Here is a 20,868-nt window from a genome sequence, read left to right as displayed (position 1 = left end):
CGCGTTGCGACCGTCGAAAGAAACGGGCGTGCCTAATAAACGCTGCATAAAGACGCGCGGCGTCACGCGTCGCGGCCGCGCGAGTCGCCGCCGCCTTTCGCGAGTCGCCACGCGATCGTGCCGAGCACGCCGACCACGACGACCAGCGCGCCCCACAGCACGAAGCGGCGAGTCGCGTCGGTATCGGCGGGCGCCGGCGCGACCGCCGATACCGGCAGTGCCGCGCCGACCCGTGCGGGCCGCACTTCGGGCGCCATGCCGACCAGCAGCGCCTCGCGGCTCACCGCCGACGACACGAGCGACGCGTTGCCGACACCGAGCGTAAACGGCGGTGTGCCGCGCGCGACGAAGGTCAGCGCGGCCGGATGCCAGCCGATCGCGACGGCCGGCTGCCCGCCGCCGAACCCGCCGTTACGCATGTCGACGACGATCCGCCATGCACGGTCCGTATTCGCCGCGAACTCGAGCGGCGGATTGCGCTGCTCGCCGGCCTTGCCCTGCAGCCGGAACAGCACGGCGCCCGCGACGTCGCGCCACGGCACCTGCGCGTCGGAGCGGCTCTGCAACGTCGCGCGCGCAACCGTATTCGGTTGCGGCAGGTCGATGCGCACGCGATCGACCGGATAGGCGCCATCGATGTCGAACAGATACTCGCCGGCCGTACCGCCGGCACGCACGCGCACGGCGTTGCGCCATTGGCGCGGCACGGACGCGGTATCGGTTCCGCGAGCGTCACGCGGATGCGTCTCGACGTCGATCGACGCGATCGCGGGTGCGTCGTCGAGCCAGTCCAGCCGCAGGTAGCGGGGCGCCGCGCCTTCGAGTGCGATGCGCTCCTGCACCAGCATGTCGTCGCCGTGGCCGACTTTCAGCAGTTGCGTGCTGCCGAGCGACCGCCAACTGCGCAGGTCGTCGCTCGCTTCGATCGCGACACGTCCCTGGTAGCGGTCGTCGCCCACATGCACGAGCAGCGCGTCGATGGTGCCGTCCGTATGCGACAGGTCGACGAGATCGGCGCCATGTTTCGTGCGCGCCGGCGCGGCGCTTGCCGCGCGCAGCGCGCCGTCCGGGCCGACCGTCACGCCGAGCGGCGCGCCGCCGTTGTCGGCGCGGGCCGGCGGCAGCGGAAACCAGTGCACCGGCGTGCGCGTCGGCGGCACTGCGGGCGTGGTCGCGGCGGGGGCGTCGAGCGAATACGGCACCGGTTCGCCCGCGCCGTTGAAGATGCGCACGTCGCCGAGATCGTCGCGCCGGCTCGCCGCATACACGAGCTGCGGCACGGTGAGCTGGTAATACGCGGCGCTGCCGTCGAGGTCGAGCGCGAAGCGATGTGTCATGCGTGCGACGTCCGGCATGCCGTCGGCCGCCGCGAACGACGCGAGCAGGCTCAGTCCGAGCAGGGCGGCGAGTCGCTTCATGACTGCTCGTCCTGTTGTGCGGCGGCTTTCGGCGGCAGCGGCGAGAAATAGCCGATCAACAGCAGCAGCACGCCGATGCCGATGAACGACACGATGCGCTCGATGCCGGTCACGTGCGACAGGTCGAACAGGAACAGCTTGATGACCGTGAGCGCGAGCAGCGCGGCGCCGACGAACCACAGCGGACGCAGCCCGCGGCGCGTGGCCCAGATCGCGATCGCGAGCGCGCAGAGCGTCCAGTACACGGATACCGAGGCCTGCACGAGCGTCGATTCCGCCATCGCGCCGAATTCGTACGGCACGCCTGCCCAGTGATGCAGCGTGCGCAGCAGGATCGCGTTCAGCCACAGGAACGCGGTGGCGCCGGCCGCGCTCAGCAGCGCGACGCGATACTTGCCGAACGACCCGCCGAGCTTGCGCGCGCGGATGAACCACGACGCGGCGAGCGCATAGACGACTGCTAGCACGAGATCGAGCGGGTTGAAGAGCGGCACGCGCGCCCAGCTTCCGCCGTCCTGCGTGAAGTTCGCATAGAAGGTCCACATCCACATCACTACGATCAGCGGCAGCGACGCGAATGCGCAGATACGGGCGATGCCGTCGCGGCGCGTCAGCCACATCCCGGCGAACGCGAACAGGCTCCAGCCGACCATGAACACCTGCTGGATGCCGAACGACGACAGCACGGTGTCGAGGTCGTAACCGGTGTGGAAGCGGTGATGCAGCGTGCGCAGCATCAGCGCGTTGAACCACAGGAACACGGTCGCGATCGCCGCATAGTCGACCACGCGCGGATGCCACGCGATGCCGAGCGCTTTCAGGCGGCGCAGCCACGCGGCGAACGCGACGAAGACGAGACACTGCGCGATGTCGAGCGGATTGAGCAGCGGCAGCCAGAAGAGGGGGGCCGCGCTGCCGTCGCTGACCGTGCTCGCGATGCTCCATAACCACAGCAGCGCGGCGAGCGGCGCGGCGCCCCACACCTGGTACGCGCGCGGGAACGCCGCGACCGGCCAGCGCAGCCGCGCGCCGGGGCCCGACACGAGCAGGAGCAGCGCGCCGAAGCCGTATGCCCATGCGCTCCAGCTCCATGCGCCTTCGGGGACGAACGCGCGCAGGCGCCAGAAGCCTTCGAGCGACAGCAGCCCGCACAGGGTCCAGAACATCAGCGTATGCAGCGGCGCGACGATGCCGGCGGCAATCGATGGCACCGTGCCGCTCCCGGCATCGGCGCGAGCCGGGCCGCGCGCCTGCCGCCACAGCAATGCAAGCCCCGCGCCGACGGCAACGGGCCACGCGAATGCGCCGATACCCGACAGCGGGGCTTCATGCGCATCGAACGCGCGCAGCGCGAGCAGCGCCAGCACCGGCGTGAGCGCGAGCGCGGGCCATTCGGCGAGCGGCCACGCGAGCTTGCGGCGCGCGACGTGCGCGAGCCACGCGGTGCCGGCCGCGAACAGCGCGGTCGTGTCGACGACGAAGCGGTCGGCATGCAGATCGACGTGGCGGCTTGCATGGACGAGGATCTCGTGCAGCCCGCCGCTGACCCACCACAGCAGCCCCCATGCAGCGGCCGCGACGCCGATTTCCGGCATCCACGCGTGCCACGCGCGCGCTTCGTCGCGCCCGTGCAGCCACCAGCCGGTGAACAGCCCGGCGAGCGCGATCAGCAGCATCGCGATGTACGGGCTGTTGAGCACCGGCAGCGCGGTGGCGTCGGCCGGCCCGAGCAGGCTCGTGAAGAACGCGCCGGCCGCGGCGATCTGCATCAACAACCCGAAGCCGAACGGCAGCAGACGCTTCTGGCGCACGCCGAGCCACACGATGGCCGCGCCTTCGATCGCCCACGCGGCGCTCGTTGTCGGCCCCGAAAACGCGAGCGGCACGGCCAGCGTCGCGAAGATCACCGCGAGCGCGAGCATCGATTCGAACAGCAGCCCGAGGCGGTCGCGGCGCCGCGCGAGCCAGGCCGCGACCGCAACGTAGAACGCCGACAGCGCGACCGCGCTCCATGCGAGCCCGAACGGCATGCCTTTCACGAGCGACGCCTGCAGCGCGGTCGCGACGATCGGCGTGCCGAACACGAGCGTGCCGTCCACGTAGTGCCGCAACGCGATTTCGCGTTTCAGCGCATACAGCAGCGCGATGCCGACATACATCAGGAAGAACAGGATCAGGAACGGTTCGGTGCTCGCGAACAGCGCGGGACGGTAGGCCGTCACGCCCCAGGCCGAGCCGATCGTGAACGTGAAGACGAAGCCGAGCAGGTTCAGCGGACGCCATGCCTTGAACCACGCGATCGCGAAGATGCCGGCGTTCAGCAGCGCGTAGTAGCTGAACAGCGCGACGTGGTTGCCCTGGCCCGTCGACAGCAGCACCGGTGCGAGGAAGCCGCCCGCGCTGCCCATGAACGCGAGCGGCAGCGCGTTCTGCCGCACCGCGAGGAACGCGCTCAGCGCGCAGACCGCGACCATCAGCGGAAACGCGGCGCCGACCGGAAGCAGCGCGTAAAGCTTCGTCGCGGCGAAGATCGTCAGGTACAGGATGCCGATGCCGCCGCCTTGCAGCACGAGGCCGTACGCGGCGCGGCGTGCGCGCACGCGCCAGCCGATCGCGAGCAACGCGGCCGCGGCGAGCGCGGTGCCCGCGAGGCGGAATTCGATCGGCAGCATGTCGTTGTCGGCCGCGTACTTGAGCAGGAACGCGACGCCGAAGAACAGCACGATGATGCCGACGCGCACGACCGTGTTGCCGCCGAGCAGCCAGTCGCGCGCGGCGCCGAATGCGCGGTCGACGAGGCCGGGTTCGCGCGGCGCGGGCGGGGCAGGGCGGGCGGGTGCGGCGGCGGGACTTGCCGTCGGGCCGACGGGAGCCGACGCGGGTACGGCCGGACGCGCCGCGGTGGCCGGCGCGGGCGTCGCGGCAGGCGCCGGGATCGAGGCGGCGGCCGATGTGTCTGCTCGTGCGGCGGCAGGTTGTGCGGACTGTACCGGCGGTGGCGGGACGGGCGTCGACGGCGGCGCGGTTGCCGCACCGGCCGGCACCGTTTGCGCGACGTTTCCGGCGGTCGCCGCACCGGCCTTCGCGCCGGCCAGCTGGGCGCGCAGCGAGTCGAGTTCGCGCGTGAGCGTGTCGACGGTCGCCTCGAGGCGCGCGACGCGATCGGCGAGCGGCAAGGGCGCGGAGGGCGATGTCGCGGACAGCGCGAACGCATCCCGAGCGGCGGGCGTGTTCCTGGGATGGCGTTGCTGAAGTGCGCGACCGATGGCGAACCCGGCGGCGGCTCCGAGCAGCGCACCGCTCGCGGCCGAGAAATCCCCGATCAAGGCGGCGATGCCGCCCACGACGAAACCGATTACGGCGAATGCCCAGTTCAACGCCTTGCTCCCTCTCGCTATCGTTATCGTCCTTCGATCGCGGATCGCACCGGATCGAGGCGGTTTCAGCACGGCCGGCAGGCGAACCGGCAGGCGCGTGCCGCGTGGGTGGCCTCTCGTGCGAAAGGCCCGCGGCGACGTCGCGCTCAACGTGCTTGCGGGGAATGTAACACAGCGGACCGTCGCGGATTTCCGGGGTAGGGGCGGTATCGCGGCGTGCGCCGTCCGGTGTCGTCGCGCGGCTTTTTGCACGGTCATGCTTTTTACCGGTGAATGCGATGGATGTTTTCGTCTGAACAGAGCGCCGCCGGATCGGACGCGGATTTGTCGCAAAGCGACGCGCGGCCGAGGCGCGTTGGCGCAAAAACTCATGCGATGCGTGCCGCGCTGCTGCGCACAAGTCCGGCGGGGGATGCCCGTCGTTGCTGGGTGTGCGCGTATTGCACCGCCGCAATCGGGTGCCGCCGCGCGGCGCGGCCCGCCAGGCGGGGCTGGAGGGTGTGTCGTATTTGCGCAAGCGTTTGTCGTAATTCGTCGGCAGGTCGGGGTTTTTTCTGGCAACTATGTAGGCACGCTATGACAAGCGCGAGTCCCCGCTACACGAGGAGAAGGTTTCGATGGATGCCCCCAAGGTCGTGGTCGAAGGTCTGTGCAAGGTGTTTGGAAGCAACCCGCAGCAGGCGCTCGACATGCTCGCCGCCGGCGCGACGAAAGACGATGTGCTCAAGCGCACCGGTCAGGTCGTCGGCGTGCACAACGTCTCCTTCGATGTGCAGGAAGGCGAAATTTTTGTGCTGATGGGCCTGTCCGGCTCCGGCAAGTCCACGTTGATCCGCCTCGTGAACCGGCTGGTCGATCCAAGCGCCGGCAAGGTGATGATCGACGGGCTCGACGTCGCATCGGCGCGCCGCTCGGCGCTGACCGCGCTGCGCCGCAAGGACATGAGCATGGTGTTCCAGTCGTTCGCGCTGATGCCGCATCGCACCGTGGTGTCGAATGCCGCATTCGGCCTGGAGGTCGCCGGCGTCGGCAAGAAGGAGCGTGAGCGCCGGGCGATGGAAGTGCTCGAGCAGGTCGGCCTCGCGCCGTTCTCGCACAAGCTGCCGTCCGAGCTGTCGGGCGGGATGCAGCAGCGCGTCGGCCTGGCCCGCGCGCTGGCCGTGAACCCGTCGCTGATGATCATGGACGAGGCGTTCTCCGCGCTCGATCCGCTCAAGCGCCGCGAAATGCAGGACGTGTTGCTGCAACTGCAGAAGGAACAGCGCCGCACGATCATGTTCGTGTCGCACGATCTGGAGGAAGCGCTGCGCATCGGCAACCGCATCGCGATCATGGAAGGCGGCCGGCTCGTGCAGGTCGGCACGCCGCAGGACATCATCGCGAACCCGGCCGACGATTACGTCCGCGCGTTCTTCGACGGCATCGACACGAGCCGCTACCTGACGGCCGGCGACCTGATGCAGACGGGCGCCGTGCCGATCGTGTCGAAGTGCGATGCCGCGAACGTCGCGGCGACGCTGAACGGCAGTGCCGACTATGCGTTCGTGCTCGACGCCCAGCGCAAGATCCGCGGCTTCGTCACGCGCGAAGCGATCGGCCAGGACACGCCGTCGGTGCGGCCGATCGAAAGCATCCGGCACGACGCGTCGCTCGAACATGTCGTCGCACGTGTGGTCGCGAGCCCGAATGCGCTGCCTGTCGTGGACGACGACGGCTGCTACTGCGGCTCGGTCGATCGTGCGCTCATCCTGAAAGCCATCACGCGTTCGCGAGGTTCCCATGTCTGAAATGATTCCGCTCGGTACCTGGGTCGACCAGTCCGTTCACTACCTGCTCGACCACGACGCGAAGACGTTCGACGCGATCGGTCAAGCGATCGAGGGACTCGCCGCATTCGTCGAGCATGGCCTGCAGGCGATCCCGATGTGGCTGATGATGGCGATCTTCATCGGCGTCGGACTGTGGCGGGTGGGCTGGCGCTTCGCGCTGTTCACCACCGCGTCGCTGCTGCTGATCTTTGCCACCGGCTTCTGGGATCAGACCATCATCACGCTCGGCCTCACGCTGTCGTCGACGATCATCAGCCTCGTGCTCGGCATTCCGCTCGGCATCTGGGCCGCGAAGAGCAAGTGGGTCGCCGCGATCGTGCGCCCGATCCTCGACCTGATGCAGACGATGCCGGCCTTCGTCTACCTGATTCCGGCCGCGATGCTGTTCGGTCTCGGCCGCGTGCCGGGGATCCTGTCGACGGTGATCTTCGCGATGCCGCCGGCGGTGCGCCTGACGAGCCTCGGTATCCGCCACGTGAACCGCGAGATCGTCGAAGCCGGCCAGGCCTTCGGTTGCACGCCCTGGCAGCTGCTGTACAAGGTGCAGTTCCCGAACGCGCTGCCGTCGATCATGCAGGGCGTGAACCAGACGATCATGATGGCGCTGTCGATGGTGATCATTGCGTCGATGGTCGGCGCGGGCGGCCTCGGCAACGACGTGCTCGCGAGTATCCAGCGCCTCGACATCGGCCTCGGTTTCGAAAGCGGTCTGTCGGTCGTGCTGCTCGCGATCATTCTCGACCGCATCACCGAAAGCTTCGGCCGTGCGCCGGGCACGGTGAAGGCGCCGCTGTTCGCCGGTCTCAAGCAGCTCTTTCGCGTGAAGACCGCGCCCGCACAGGCCTGATCTCCGGCGGCCGGTACACCCGCCGGCCGCTCACCCTGAACAGATGACGGCTTCCGCGGCCCGAGCCGCGGGGCTGGCCCCCTGCAACCTCCTCGCCAGGAGACCGATGTGACGTCTGCCGTCGCTGTGGCGCCCGCCGCCTGCGTTTCACCGGTTTCGTCCCTCGCCCATTTCGGCTTCCTGACGCTGCCGAACTTCTCGATGATCGCGTTCTCGAGCGCGGTCGAGGTGCTTCGGATGGCGAACTACGTCGGGCGTGCCGACCATTACCAGTGGTCGATCTACTCGCTCGACGGCGCGCCCGCGCATGCCAGCAACGGCATCGCGGTGCGGCCCACGCAGGCGCTCGACTACGAGAACCTGCCCGACGTGATGATCGTGTGCGGCGGCATCCGCATCCGCGACGTGGTCGACGAGGGCGCGCGCGATACGCTCGCGGCGCTTGCCGAGCGCGGGCTGCCGCTCGGCGGCATCTGCACGGGCGCGTACGCGCTGATGTCGAGCGGGCTGCTCGACGGCTATCGCTGCACCGTGCACTGGGAGAACCTGTCCGCGCTGCATTCGGAGTTTCCGCAGGTCGGTTTCGCCGACGAGCTGTTCGTCGTCGACCGCGACCGGCTGACCTGCACGGGCGGCACCGCGCCGCTCGACCTGATGCTGAACCTCGTCGGCATGCGCTTCGGCCAGCAACTGGCCGCGCAGGTGTCCGAGCAGTTCATCCTGGAGCGCATCCGCAGTTCGACCGACACGCAGCCGATTCCGGTCGATGCGCGCGTCGGCTTCTCGCGCGCGGAGCTGATCGAGGTCGTGCGGCTGATGGAGGCGAACATCGAGGAGCCGCTGTCGCTCGAGGAACTCGCGCGGCTCGTGCGGCTGTCGCAGCGGCACCTGCAGCGGATGTTCAAGGTGTACCTGAACGTGTCGCCGACCCACTATTACCTGACGCTGCGCCTGAAGCGCGCGCGCGACCTGCTGCGCACGACCGACGCGTCGATCGCGCGCGTGACGACGGTCTGCGGCTTTCATTCGCCGTGTCATTTCAGCAAGGCCTACCGTGCGCAGTTCGGCCATGCGCCGAGCTACGAGAGACGGTTGCCGGGGCGCTGAACGGCGCCGCCACGCAACATTCGGTCCGCGACGTCGCCGGGATCGCGGCGCGCGGCTTCAATAAACGATCCCGCATTCAAGCAAACGACATCACTTTGAGGAGAAGCAAGATGAAGCGCCTATTGATCGCAGCGGTGTGCGGAATCGGGGTAACCGCGCCGATGTCGGCCGTTTATGCGGCCGATCCGCCCGTATGCAAGAACGTGCGCTTCGCGGATGTCGGCTGGTCCGACATCGCGGCGACCACGGGCCTCGCGTCGACGATGCTGCAGGGCCTCGGCTACAACCCGACGAAGACGATCGCCTCGGTGCCGATCACGTTCGCCGGGATCAAGAGCAAGCAGATCGACGTGTTCCTCGGCTACTGGTCGCCGACGATGGACCCGATCATCCAGCCGTTCACGAAGGCCGGCACGATCAAGGTGCTGTCGACGCCGAACCTGACCGGCGCGAAATACACGCTCGCGGTGCCCGACTACGTGTACCAGGGCGGCCTGAAGTCGTTCGCGGACATCCAGAAGTACGCGGACAAGCTCAACGGCAAGATCTACGGGATCGAGCCGGGCAACGACGGCAACCTGCTGATCAAGAAGATGATCGACGGCAACAAGTTCGGCCTCGGCAAGTTCAAGATGGTCGAGTCGAGCGAGGCCGGGATGCTGGTCGAGGTGAATCGTGCGATCCGCGACAAGCAGTGGATCGTGTTCCTCGGCTGGGAACCGCATCCGATGAACGTGCAGATGAAGATCGACTACCTGAGCGGCGGCGACGACGTGTTCGGCCCGAACTACGGCGAAGCGAAGGTGCTGACGGCCACGCCGCCCGACTATGCGCAGCGCTGCCCGAACGTCGCGAAGTTCGTGTCGAACCTCCAGTTCACGACGACGATCGAGAACCACGTGATGTTGCCGATCATGAACAAGGAAGACCCGAACAAGGCGGCCGCCGAGTACCTGAAGGCGAACCCGCAGGCGCTCGACAAGTGGCTCGCCGGCGTGACGACGCTCGACGGCAAGCCAGGTCTGCCGGCGGTGAAGGCGTATCTCGGCGTGCATTGAAGGTGGTTTGCAGGTTCGGGCTGCAAGCGCCCGCCTCCGGGAAACCGGGGCGGGCGTTTTTTCGCATGCGCGGCACCGTGATGATCCGGTTCCGTAGCGACGCGTCCAGCGTCCAGTGACGTTTTGCGAAGCGTCCGGTTGACCGTTACCCGCGTCAAAAAATAAAACACGGCAATCCGCCGATCGACGCGTGTTCCGCCCGCGCACTTTGTCGCGATATTTCTGACTTGTCCGATTGGCTTCGACGTAGCCGGGCACGAGAATAACGCCTAGTTCACAAGGCGGACGGCAACATGACTCGGTCGATGCTTGCGGGCGCCTTGTGCAACCGGCCATGTTCCTGTCGAGGATCGGGTAGCGATTTCGTTTGCAGTCGACCGACGAAGATCGGACGGGCCGCATCTTGTCGTGCGTCGGAAAAGACGCGAAACGACATCTCACGCTGGGCTGCGGCGAACGACATACATGGTCCCTGAATATCTTGGCGAGGCTGACGTGGCAGTGGCGTCGGCGGCTCGCGGAGTCGATCATGCATCGAAGGGGAATTGCAGTGAACGACGAAAGTCGTGGCAACACGCTGAAGCGTATGTCATTTGTCCCGGCGGCGTGCCGCTGCCTGCCCGGCTTCTGCGCCGGCGTGGCGCTGCTGGTGTTTGCATGCCTGCCGTCGCGAGCGATGGCCGCCTGCGAGCTCGGCACGGGCGACGTCTATCGCGTATCGCTGTCGCTGCCGGCGAGCGTCACGGTGCCGCGCGATGCGCCAGCGGGTACCGTCATCACGAGCGCGCGATACACCTATTCGTTCAATCAGTCGAAGCCGGTCGGCGTCTACTGTACGACGGGGACAACCGTCGAAAACCAGAGCGGATCGGGGGTGCAATCGTCCAACGGCATCATTCCGACAGGTACCCGGGGCATCGGCTACCGGTTGCGCCTCGAAGCGGACGGCTATGCGCCGGACACCGGTTCTTACACCATACCGGTGTCGGTCTTCAATACCGCGTCGCGGTGCGGCTATCCGGCGAGCGGCAAGTGCTACGTCTATCTGGGCACGCCGGTCGTGCTGGAACTCGTCAAGACGGGCGACGTGCCGCCCAACGCGGTGATTGCCGGCGGGCTGCTCTTCACGCAGCGCATCGGCGGTCTGGCCGCGTCGACGGTCACGCTGTCGACGCCGCAAGTGAGCGTCGCATCTCAGAGCTGCACCGTGACGTCGAGCAAAGTGAACGTACGCTTCGGCCGGATCGGCGCGCACATGTTCGGCGGGGTCGGCAGTGCGGCGTCCGCGGTTCCGCTCGGTATCTCGATCGATTGCCGGGGCGTGTCGTCGAGGATTGCGGTGACCTTCACCGACGTCTCGTCGCCGAACAACCGTTCGAATGTGTTGTCGCTGACGAGCGATTCGACCGCGCGCGGCTTCGGCATCCAGATATTGTCCGACGCACGGCCGATCTCGTTCGGCCCCGATTCGTCCGTCGCCGGCAATCCGAACCAGGTCGTGATCGGCACGGTCAGCAACACGATTTACGAAGTGCCGTTCTCGGCGCGCTACATCCGCACGGCGTCGGACATCAAGGCCGGCACGGCCAACGGTCTCGCGACGTTCACGATGTCGTACCAGTGATGTGCAGCGCCCCGTGGCCGCGGCATGGTTGGCCAAATCGTTTTCAACCCAAGGAGCAGGGAAGATGAAAAAAATCGATCGCACGACGCTCGCGCAATCGCAACTGGCGGGAGGTTGCTGCAAGCGGCGGAGCACGCCGACAAAGAACACACGCTCGGCGCCGCAGCCTACCGCCACGCCGCCCACCACGACGCCGCCGACCACGACGCCGCCCACCGGCGGTGGCGGCGTGACGATTCGGCCGTAGCGCTGATTCCCGGCTGTCGCGAACCGGTCGACGGTTCGCGCAGTTCCGCTGCCACTCCGTCGCCGGCATCACGCCGGCGCGTTCATGCACGGCACGTATGCCGCGTGATGCGTCGCACCGGGTTCCGCCCTGCACGCGGCCTGTCGCCGCGAGTCGGTCGGCAGGCTACCGGGCCGCGCAGACGGCCCGACATCCGGAACATCGAAATTGGATTGGGAAGCTGGAAAACTGCCGCGGTTCGCGGATGTGTCGTGGCGCTGGATCGCATACTGCGCGTCGGCCATCGTCGGCGCGGGCATTGTCTTTGCATGTGTTCAGGAAATCGAACTCAAGCGGGACGTGCCGTGCGAAATCGTGTCGCCGTTCGATGTCAGGATTACAGGTCATGAGGGGCTCGTGACGGCTGTGTACGTGGCGTCGGCCACCCCGGTGCGAAAAGGGCAGCCGCTGTTCCGGCTGGCACGCGACCTGACGTTGTCCGCCGACGGCCGCCCAAGGCCGGTCTTCGACGAAGCGTCGCGCGACAGGCAGACGGCCGCGACGAACGCGCAATTCGACGATCGCATCGCCGCGCTGCAGGCTCGCATGCAGGCGGCCGGACGCACGGAGGCGGCGCGCATGCGCGAACTCGACGCACTCGGCGATCGGCAGCACCGCTTGCGGCAGATGGCCGACGACGCGCGGCGCAGGCTTGCCCGTGTCGAAGGCGCCGCCGACTACATCATTGCCGATCGCATCGAGCAGGCACGCATCGAGGTCCGTCAGAACGAAGCGGAGATTGCCCAGGGAGATGCCCGGCATCAGGCGCTGCTTGCCGATCTCGAAACCTTGCGCGGTAGCCGCCGCGAACTCGACGCGCAGGTCCGGGAACTGCATGCGCAGCGCGATCGTGAAGTGCAGGACATTCTGGTGCGTTACGAGGCGGCGCGGCGGGACATCACCGTATCGGCGCCGAACGACGGCATCGTGACGTTTTCGGGCCTCGTGCCGGGGAATGCGCTCGCGTCCGACGACGTCGCGCTCGTGATCTCGACCAGCCCGAAACCGTCGCTGTCCGCCGCACTGCGCATTCCGTCGCGGCAACGCGGGTTTGTGCGGGAAGGGCAGACGGTCCGCATCAAGCTCGATGCATTTCCCTATGCCCGCTTCGGCAGTGTCGCCGCGCGCATCGACTCGATTTCCGGCACGACGATGACCGCGGCCACGGCTTCGTCGCCGTCGTCGGCGCCCACCGGCGCGCGACCGACCGATTACATGGCGTGGGCGACGGTGCGCAGCGCGACGTTCGGCTCGCCCCGCGAGCCGCTGCGGATCCTTCCGGGCATGCATGGCACCGCGAGCGTCGTCGTCGAGCGCCGTTCGATCGCCGAGTGGGTATTCGAACCGCTGTTCCAGATGATCCGGAGTTGACGCGTGCGCGTGATTTACCAGAATGAAGTCGCGGACTGCGGATATGCATGCCTGGCGATGGTGCTGAGCCATCTCGGGCGCGCGACCGAAGTACGCGAGATTGCCGCGCGTCGTCCGGTGTCGTCGCACGGGCTGACGCTGATGGACCTTTACGACGTCGCGACCGATTTCGGGCTGGCGGTGCAGGCGTATCGGTTCGACGCCGGCGATCTGGCCGACATCCGGCCCGGCTCGATCATCCATTTCGGCGGCGCGCATTTCGTCGTCTTCGAGCGCGTTCGCCGCGGCCATGTGCAGGTGATCGATCCGGCAGTCGGGCGACGCCGCGTCGCGCTCGACATGTTCCTGTCGAGCGTGTCCGGCTACTTGCTCGAATGTGCGCCGACGCCGGGCTTGCCGCGCATTCGCGCACGTTCGCGCGTGCCGGCCGCGCTCGAGCGCGTGAGGGCGCTGAACCCGCAGTTGCGCGGGCAAATCGGCAAACTCCTGTTCGTCGCGCTTGGAAGCCAGTGCGCGATCCTGGCCATGCCGTATTTCGGCAACCTGGTGCTCGACCAGATCGTGACCAGCGACAACCGGAATCTGCTGCGGATTCTCACGCTGACATTCGCGAGCATTTTCGCGATCGGGACGTTCAGCCGCTTCGTGGAGTCGTATCTGACCGCGCTGGTTCATACGCTCGTCAACGTGAACATGACCGAAGGGCTGATCGGGCAATTGCTGCGCCACCCGATTCCGTATTTCGAGAAGCGCAACGTCGGCGACCTGTTCGCGCGCGTCAAGTCACAGGATGAAATCAACGAATTCGCAGTGCGCACCGCGATCTCGCTGCGGATCGATCTCGCGGTCGGCGGCATCGCGGTGCTGCTGATGCTCGCGCAGAGCCCGCTGCTGGCCGGCGTCGCGCTTGGCATATTCGCAACGTATGTCGGCGCGGCATTCGCGCTGTATCGGCCGATGCGTGATGCGCACATGCTGGTGCTCGAACGGACGGCCGAATGCGAGGACTTGCTGTTCGAGACGATCCGGGGAGCTCCGGTGATCAAGCTCGCGTCGGGCGAAGTGCGGCGCACGGCGATTTACATGGCGAAATTCAAGGCGTGCGCGGCGACGATGCTGCAGAGCGCGAAGCTCACGGCCTGGCGCGACGCAGTGTTGAAATTCGTCGACTATGCGGACGTCGTCGCGATTACCTGGCTGTCGGCCGGACTGATGCTCGACGGCAAGATTTCGGTCGGCGTGTTCTATTCGTTCATGATCTACAAGTCGCTCGCGTCGGAGCGGCTCGCGCAGGCGATCAACGCGCTGTTCGCGCGCCTGATGCTGACGGTGCCGGTCGCCCGGGTCGCCGATATCGTCGACGGCGAGCCGGAGCGCTATACGCCGCTGGAGCAGATCGGCCGCGCGGCCGAGACGCGGTGCTTCGAATCGATCGAGATGAGGGATGTGTCGTTTGCGTATGGGGCGTCGGACCGTCGAGTGTTGACTGGCGTGAGTCTCGATATCCGGCGCGGCGACCGCATTGCGATCGTGGGGCCGTCCGGATGCGGGAAGTCGACGGTCTTCAAGCTGCTGTGCGCGGCCGAACACCCGCAGCATGGCGACGTATGGCTGAACGGCGTGCGCTACGCGAATCTCGAGGTCGACGAAATCCGCCGGCACATGACGCAGATGCGGCAGGGCGACTTGATCCTGCGCGGATCGATCGCCGACAACGTGTCGCTGTTCAGCGCAAATGCCGACCCTGCGCGCATCAACCGTCTGCTCGACGAGGTCGGCCTGCTGGACGACGTGATGCGCTTGCCGATGCGCACGCGCACGATCATCAGCGATTCGATCGCGAACATCTCGGCGGGGCAGCGGCAGCGCCTGCTGCTCGCGCGCGCACTGTATCAGCCGGCCGAGCTGATGCTGCTCGACGAGCCGACGTCGAACCTCGACGCGGTGTCCGTTCAGCGTATCGCGGCGTTGTTGCAGCGTATCGATCGAACGGTCGTCGTGATCACTCACGATCGCTCGCTCGCCGCCACGTTCGAACGCTGTTACGAACTCGTGGATGGCGTGCTCGTGCCGGGCATTGCCAATGGCGAGCGGGCGGCATGACGATCGGACGGATCCTCGTCGCGGCGGTGCTCGCATGCGTGTCGCCGCACGCGCTTGCGGATGACCTGATGTCGGTCGTGACCAGCGCGCTCGATTACGACGCGGAACTCGCCGGCGTGCGCTCGGATGTCGAAGTCGGCCGTCTCGGTGTGCCGCGCGCGCGCGCCGCGCTGTTGCCGCGGATCGATGCGGGCTGGGGACGCACGTACAACCGGATCGCGACGCGGGACGTTCCGTCGATGCATTACTGGCAGAACGGCTGGACGGTATCGTTGACGCAGCCGCTGTTCGACTGGGAACGCTGGATCGCCTATCGGCAGGCGGGAACGGCGGCCGCCAAGGCGGAACTGACCTATGCGCGTGCGCAGCAGGCGCTGATGCTGCGCGCCGGGCGTGCGTATTTCGACGTTCTGGCGGCGACCGACGAATTGATGCGCGCGACGGAGTATGTGGCGGCGGTTGCCGAACAGCACGAGATCACCGTGCACCGACGGGCGGCCGGAGAGGCGACGCTGATCGACGTACGCGAGGCGCAGGCGCAGCTCGATGCGGCGCGGCTGCAGCAGATCGACGCGCGGCAGGCCGTCGATTCGCGCCGCCGGATTGTCGAAACGCTGATTGGCCGGCCACTCGGCCCGTTCGCGCGCGTGCCGGACGAAACGCCAGCGCTGCGGCTCGATCCGGATGACGCCGGGTATTGGGTTGCCCAAGCGGAGCAGAAGGGCTATCCGGTCCAGATCGGCGAACTCGCCGTGCGCGACGCGCGGGATGAGGCTCGCCGAGTACGCGCGCAACGGTATCCCGTCGTGAATCTGACGGGCAGCCACACGCCGGCGGGTGCGGCATCGGGTTTCGCGCAGCCGACGACCACGACGACCGCGATGGTGACGATATCGATCCCGCTGTTGACGGGCGGTGACATCCAGGCGCGCCTCGGGCAAGCGCTGGCGGGTGAGGACAAGGCGCGCAGCGCGCTGCAGGCAGCCACCCGGCAGGCGGGGGCCGACACGCTCGACGCCTTCCAGCGGCTGCACTGGGTACGCGAGCGCGGCGAACTCCTTGGCCGCCTCGTGCGGGCCAACGAGCGAACGCTCGACGCGACGCGGATCGGCTACCGGGTCGGCAGTCGTTCCAACCTCGATGTGCTGCGAGCGAGCGAGGCACTTTTTGCGAGCCGCAAGGCGCGGCTGGGTGCGCACTACGACATGCTTGCCGCGTACCTCGCGTTGAAATCCGGTGTCGCGTCGCTGGATTTCGACGACGTCGCGCGGATCAACGGATGGTTGACCGGCGATGGCCGATAAGCGGCAGCGACGCCTCGGCTGGCGCGATCGATGGCTGCTGCGCCTGTCGGGCCGCGGGCTCGAGCGGTTGGCGCTGGCTGTGTGGGTCTTGCGGAGTCTCGGCAGCCCACGCACCCGCTGGGCGGGCCGGTTGCGCTACGAGTGGGGGCGCGACCACGTCGCGCTCACCCGTGCGCACATCTGGCGGACGATGGCGGCAGGCGAATTCGAGCGCCTGATGGATCGGCGCCTGCATGCCGAACGCGCTGCCGGCCGCGATGTCGAATGGCCGGGCCTCGAAGCGGCCACGCAAGCGCTGGCTCGAGCGATCGCCCGGATTCGCGACGAATCGGGCGGCCGTCCCGTGATCGTGTCGCCGTTTCATTACGTGTCGCAGTTTGCGAACGTGATCGTGATCGATGCGTTGCGCGACGCGCTGCAATTGTCCGAGATCGCAGTCGTATCGGGCATCGCGCGGGAAACGTATGGCGGTTTCGAGTCGACGCTGATGCCGAACGTGCGCGTGTTGCACACCTACGACGAAGTCAATCGCAATGCGCTCGGGCTGCGCGTCTTGCACGCGCTGCGACGAAACGGCGTTGCCGTGGTGTTCGCCGATGCGCCGCCGTACCTGATGCAGCGCTTTCCGATGGAGACGATCGAGGTCGCGATGTTTGGGCGGCCGGCGCGGATTCACCGTGGCGTGTTCAGGATCGGCGCGCGCGCCGGTGCGGTGCTGGTGCCGTTCCATCTCGAATTTGCGGCTGGCCGGTTCGACCATCGGATCTTCCCCCCGATTGATCTCGAGCAGGCCGACGCGCCGCAACGCGTGGCGGATTGCATCGAGCGCGCGTGTATCGATGCGTATCCGGACTGGATTCTGGCCGGGCATCCGTCGCAATACGGGTTCGCACCGCTCAGGTAGGGCGTCGTCGCCGTCTACTCGAGCAAGGCCGCCGCCGCATGGCTGAAGGCGAACCCGCAAGCGCTCGGCAAGTGGCTCGCGGGCGTGACGGCGCTCGACGGCAAGCCGGGTCTGCCTGCCGAAGGCGCATCTCGGCGTGCCTTGAGCATGACGCGTCGGGCTTTTTTCTGCCCGCGCCGCGAGCCGCCAGACGGTTGCCCGACGATGCGCTAGACTGCTCGATCCCCGATCGAGGAGACGGCAATGATCCGTACTGCGCCTGATGCATCCGGATGGCAATACGCGGCCGGCACGCGGCCGAACGGCGCGGCCGCTTCGGGCGACACACGCTGCAACCGGACGATGCAGCGCTTCGGCCATTCATTCGCATGAAGCGCATCGAGCACATCGTGCTCGCCGCCGACCTCGCGGGCACGGCGGTGTTTGCGATCGAGGGCGCCAATGCGGCGATCGGCGCGGGACTCGACCTGTTCGGCGTGATGGTGCTGTCGCTCGTCGTCGCGCTCGGCGGCGGCGTGATCCGCGACCTGCTGATCGGCGCACGGCCGCCCAGCGCCGTCAGCGACTGGCGTTATCCGGCCCTCGCGTTCGCGTCCGGGCTGGTCGCGTTCGTCTTTCATGCGCGGGTCGCCGCGTTCTCGCCGTCGCTGCTCACGACGCTCGATGCGGCCGGCCTGGCGTTGTTCGCGGTCGCGGGCGCGGTGAAGGCGCTCGAATTCCGCGTCCATCCGTTCATCGCGACGCTGATGGGCGCCGTGACCGGATGCGGGGGCGGTGTCGTACGCGATGTGCTGCTCGCGCGGATACCGGTCGTACTGGTTACGGATATCTATGCGAGCGCGGCGCTGCTCGGCGCGGTCGTCGTCGTGTCGTGCAGGCGACTCGGGTGTCCGCCCGTCGTGGCGGCCGTGCTCGGCGGCCTTGGCTGTTTCGCGCTGCGGATGGCGGCGGTGCGCTTCGGCTGGCAACTGCCGAAAATCGCGGCCGGTGCGTAAGCGTCCGGCTCACGACGCCTTCGTCGCCGCCGGCACGTCGAACACGCGATCGAATGCCCACTGGAACACGAACGCGTAGCAGAAGAAGAACGCGAACAACCCGATATCGACGACGAACGCGTCGAACCACGAGATGTCGAGCCACCACGACACGACCGGCACGAGCATGAAGATGAGCCCGCCTTCGAATCCGGTCGCATGCAGGAGCCGCCGCCCGAGCGTACGCGACGGCTGTCGGCGCGACGCTTCCCAGCGCTCGAACAGCGCATTGAAGATCATGTTCCACAGCAGCGCGATCGCCGACATCGTCGCCGACAGCGCGCCCGAATAGACGAGGTCCTGCCTGAAGATCGCGGCGATCGCGGGCGAGATGCAGGAGATGGCGATCGCTTCGTAGAGCACCGCCTGCGTGATTCTGCGCGGTAGGCCTTGCACGGTGTTTCTCCGGTTGGACGGTAATCGTCGGGGCGGTGTGCCGCGACGTCCCGCAAGGCTAGCCGCGTTGCACACCCGCTTCAATTCACCTAATCTCACCCGGATTGAATCGAATTCAACCCGGCCGTATCCGGCCCGCGAGGCCCCGTGTTCTCGAAAATCCCCCTGACCGCACTGCGTGTATTCGAGTCGTCGGCGCGGCTCGGCACGTTCAAGGCCGCCGCGGACGAACTGTCCGTGACGCCGGCCGCCGTGTCGCATCAGATCAAGTCGCTCGAAAGCCGGCTCGGCGTGCTGCTGTTCGAGCGCGGCGCGAGCGGCGTACGGCTGACGGAGGAAGGCGCGCAACTGTTTCGCGCGAGCCACGATGCGTTGCTCGCGCTCAGCCGCGGGCTGGATGCGTTGCGGCCCGATACCGCCGGCGAGCGCCCGCTCGTGCTGACCACCACGCCCGCCTTCGCGGCGATGTGGCTGATCCCGCGTCTCGGTGCGTTTCGCCGCATCGATCCGCACCTGCACATCAAGGTCGAGACCGGCAACACGCTTGTCGATCTCGAACGCGAGGCGCGGATCGATCTGGCGATTCGCGCGACGTCGCGCACGTTTCCCGCGCTGCACGAGATCGCGTTGATCGACGAGTATTTCGGCGCGTTTGCGGCCACCGGCTTCGATGCGCATCGCACCGACGAGCCGCTCGACTTGATCGAGACCGTGTGGGATACCCCGCTGCCCGTGTCGGTCGACTGGGCGTCGTGGTGTCGCGCGGCCGGCCGCGAAACGTGGCTCGAACGCGCGGTGTTTCGCCATTACGACGACGAGCATTACGCGTTGCAGGCCGTGCTGCACGGGCAGGGTGTCGCGTTGTTGAGTTCGGTGCTGGCCGCCGAGCACGTCGAGCGCGGTGCGCTGATGCCGATCGAGCCTTCGGTGCGGCTCGACGGCGCGCGTTTCGTCGCACTGTGCCGCCCCGGGCGCGAGCGCGAGCCGCAGATCGCGCGGTTTCTCGACTGGCTCGACGCGGAAATCGCGCAGACGCGCGCGGCGGTCGCGCGGATGGCGCCCGGCGACCGTCGCGTCGTTACCCGAAGCTGACGCAATAGACCGGCGGCAAATGCGCGGATACCTGGCGCCAGTGGTCGCCGCCGTCGGCGGAGGTCCATAACCCGCCGGTCGTCGACGCCATCGCGAGGCGCATGCCGGCATCGTCCACCGCGAGTCCGTGCCGGTACACGAGGTCGTAGGCCGGCGCGGCCGGCAATCCGTTCGACAGGCTTTCGAAACTTTGCCCGCCGTCGCGCGTGCGCGTGACGACGAGCCGGCCGTTCACCGGAATGCGGCAGGCATCCTTCACGGCCGGCACGAACCAGGCGGTGTCCGGTTCGCGCGGATGCACGGCCACCGCGAAGCCGAAGCTCGACGGTTGCGCGTCGATTCGCCGCCAGTGCTCGGCGCCGTCGGTCGAGCGGAAGATCGCGCAGTGGTGCTGTGTCCACAGCACGTCCGGATCGGCCGCGCATTGCACGACGCGGTGCGGATCCTGCGCGTTCGGCTCGCCGCGCCGCTCGGGCGGCATGTAGTCGGCTTCCATGCCTTGCGCGGTCACGCGCCACGTCGCGCCGCCGTCCGCGGTCTGCCAGACGCCGCCGCACGAGATGCCGACCGTCACGTGCCGGCTGTCGCGCGGATCGACCATCACCGAGTGGATGCCCGGCGCATCGTACCCGCCGCCGCCCCATTCGGCGCGCTCGGGGCGATCCCACAGCGCGCGGTTGAGTACCCACGAATCGCCGTGGTCGTCGGAGCGGAACAGCCCGCCGGGAATCGTGCCGGCCCACAGCACGCCCGGCTCGTCCGCGCCGCCGGCTTCGAGCGACCAGATCTGCTGAAGCGTCCACGGCGGCTGCGGCGTGCCGGACGGCTCGTCGTCCGCGTCGCCGGTGCCGGTGGGCACGGCGTCGGCCGGTCGCGGCGGGTAGACGGGGACCGCGCATTCTTCCCAGTCGGCGGCGCCGGCGCGCAGCCGATGCAGCTTCACGCCGAAGTGGCCGAGGTTGAGCGCCGCATACAGCGTGCCGTCGCGCGGGTCGGCGAGCACCATGCTGACGGGTTCGCCGATGAAATGCGGTTCGCCGGGCGTCCAGCCGCCGCCCCCGTCGGGATGCAGGATGAACAGGCCCTTGCGGGTGGCGACGAGCAGTCGATCGTTCATG

14 protein-coding genes and 2 pseudogenes are annotated in these 20,868 nt (G+C 67.8%); 12 read left to right on the top strand and 4 right to left on the bottom strand.

Annotation, left to right across the window (positions count from 1 at the left end; genetic code table 11):
• Positions 1-62: 62 nt before the first annotated feature.
• Together AC0KUR_RS07855 and AC0KUR_RS07850 are read right to left on the bottom strand one after the other, a co-directional pair.
• Positions 63-1,418, bottom strand: a complete 1,356-nt coding sequence (locus AC0KUR_RS07855) for a DUF3999 domain-containing protein (RefSeq protein WP_473375649.1) — start codon at positions 1,416-1,418, stop codon at positions 63-65.
• Positions 1,415-4,795, bottom strand: coding sequence for a DUF2339 domain-containing protein (locus tag AC0KUR_RS07850; protein ID WP_473375648.1), 3,381 nt, complete (start codon positions 4,793-4,795; stop codon positions 1,415-1,417). Before AC0KUR_RS07850 ends, AC0KUR_RS07855 begins: the two co-directional genes overlap by 4 nt.
• Before the next feature lie 495 nt (positions 4,796-5,290).
• Between AC0KUR_RS07850 and AC0KUR_RS07845 the strand changes: the two are divergent.
• The 11 genes and pseudogenes from AC0KUR_RS07845 to AC0KUR_RS07795 form a co-directional block, all read left to right on the top strand.
• Positions 5,291-6,582 (top strand): annotated as a pseudogene (locus tag AC0KUR_RS07845) (quaternary amine ABC transporter ATP-binding protein); the annotation flags it as partial.
• Positions 6,575-7,471, top strand: a complete 897-nt coding sequence (gene choW, locus AC0KUR_RS07840) for a choline ABC transporter permease subunit (RefSeq protein ID WP_034186004.1) — start codon at positions 6,575-6,577, stop codon at positions 7,469-7,471. The pseudogene AC0KUR_RS07845 and the gene choW, both read left to right, overlap by 8 nt.
• 108 nt (positions 7,472-7,579) lie before the next feature.
• On the top strand, positions 7,580-8,578 hold the full coding sequence (locus AC0KUR_RS07835) for a GlxA family transcriptional regulator (protein WP_034186005.1): 999 nt from the start codon (positions 7,580-7,582) through the stop codon (positions 8,576-8,578).
• Between the two features lie 110 nt (positions 8,579-8,688).
• Positions 8,689-9,636: a choline ABC transporter substrate-binding protein gene (locus tag AC0KUR_RS07830; RefSeq protein ID WP_034186006.1), complete on the top strand. Its 948-nt coding sequence runs from the start codon at positions 8,689-8,691 to the stop codon at positions 9,634-9,636.
• Between the two features lie 586 nt (positions 9,637-10,222).
• Positions 10,223-11,260 (top strand): fimbrial protein, encoded by a 1,038-nt coding sequence (locus tag AC0KUR_RS07825; protein WP_473375647.1) that lies wholly within the window; start codon positions 10,223-10,225, stop codon positions 11,258-11,260.
• 454 nt (positions 11,261-11,714) lie between these two features.
• A complete protein-coding gene (locus AC0KUR_RS07820) occupies positions 11,715-12,917 on the top strand; it encodes an HlyD family secretion protein (protein ID WP_473375646.1) in 1,203 nt (400 codons plus the stop codon).
• 3 nt (positions 12,918-12,920) lie between these two features.
• Positions 12,921-15,020, top strand: coding sequence for a peptidase domain-containing ABC transporter (locus AC0KUR_RS07815; RefSeq protein WP_473375645.1), 2,100 nt, complete (start codon positions 12,921-12,923; stop codon positions 15,018-15,020).
• On the top strand, positions 15,017-16,324 hold the full coding sequence (locus AC0KUR_RS07810) for a TolC family outer membrane protein (protein WP_473375644.1): 1,308 nt from the start codon (positions 15,017-15,019) through the stop codon (positions 16,322-16,324). The genes AC0KUR_RS07815 and AC0KUR_RS07810 overlap by 4 nt, the downstream gene beginning before the upstream one ends.
• Positions 16,314-17,228: a hypothetical protein gene (locus tag AC0KUR_RS07805; RefSeq protein ID WP_226227934.1), complete on the top strand. Its 915-nt coding sequence runs from the start codon at positions 16,314-16,316 to the stop codon at positions 17,226-17,228. The genes AC0KUR_RS07810 and AC0KUR_RS07805 overlap by 11 nt, the downstream gene beginning before the upstream one ends.
• Positions 17,229-17,249: 21 nt before the next feature.
• Positions 17,250-17,373 (top strand): annotated as a pseudogene (locus tag AC0KUR_RS07800) (glycine/betaine ABC transporter substrate-binding protein); the annotation flags it as partial.
• 223 nt (positions 17,374-17,596) lie between these two features.
• Positions 17,597-18,223 (top strand): trimeric intracellular cation channel family protein, encoded by a 627-nt coding sequence (locus AC0KUR_RS07795; RefSeq protein ID WP_069705524.1) that lies wholly within the window; start codon positions 17,597-17,599, stop codon positions 18,221-18,223.
• A 9-nt stretch (positions 18,224-18,232) separates the two neighbouring features.
• Here AC0KUR_RS07795 and AC0KUR_RS07790 read toward each other — a convergent pair whose 3' ends face one another.
• Positions 18,233-18,658, bottom strand: a complete 426-nt coding sequence (locus AC0KUR_RS07790) for a PACE efflux transporter (RefSeq protein WP_049035329.1) — start codon at positions 18,656-18,658, stop codon at positions 18,233-18,235.
• Positions 18,659-18,805: 147 nt separating this feature from the next.
• Here AC0KUR_RS07790 and AC0KUR_RS07785 point away from each other — a divergent pair, with 147 nt between their 5' ends.
• Positions 18,806-19,750: a LysR substrate-binding domain-containing protein gene (locus AC0KUR_RS07785; RefSeq protein ID WP_069705523.1), complete on the top strand. Its 945-nt coding sequence runs from the start codon at positions 18,806-18,808 to the stop codon at positions 19,748-19,750.
• On the opposite strand, the gene AC0KUR_RS07780 is transcribed toward AC0KUR_RS07785, so the two are convergent.
• Positions 19,737-20,867: a WD40/YVTN/BNR-like repeat-containing protein gene (locus AC0KUR_RS07780; RefSeq protein WP_049035331.1), complete on the bottom strand. Its 1,131-nt coding sequence runs from the start codon at positions 20,865-20,867 to the stop codon at positions 19,737-19,739. The genes AC0KUR_RS07785 and AC0KUR_RS07780 overlap by 14 nt on opposite strands.
• Position 20,868: the final 1 nt, after the last annotated feature.

It is taken from the genome of Burkholderia sp. YHN3-13, assembly GCF_055810675.1.
The sequence above is the reverse complement of the archived record's forward strand: the minus strand, read 5'-3'. Positions and strand labels throughout refer to the sequence as shown.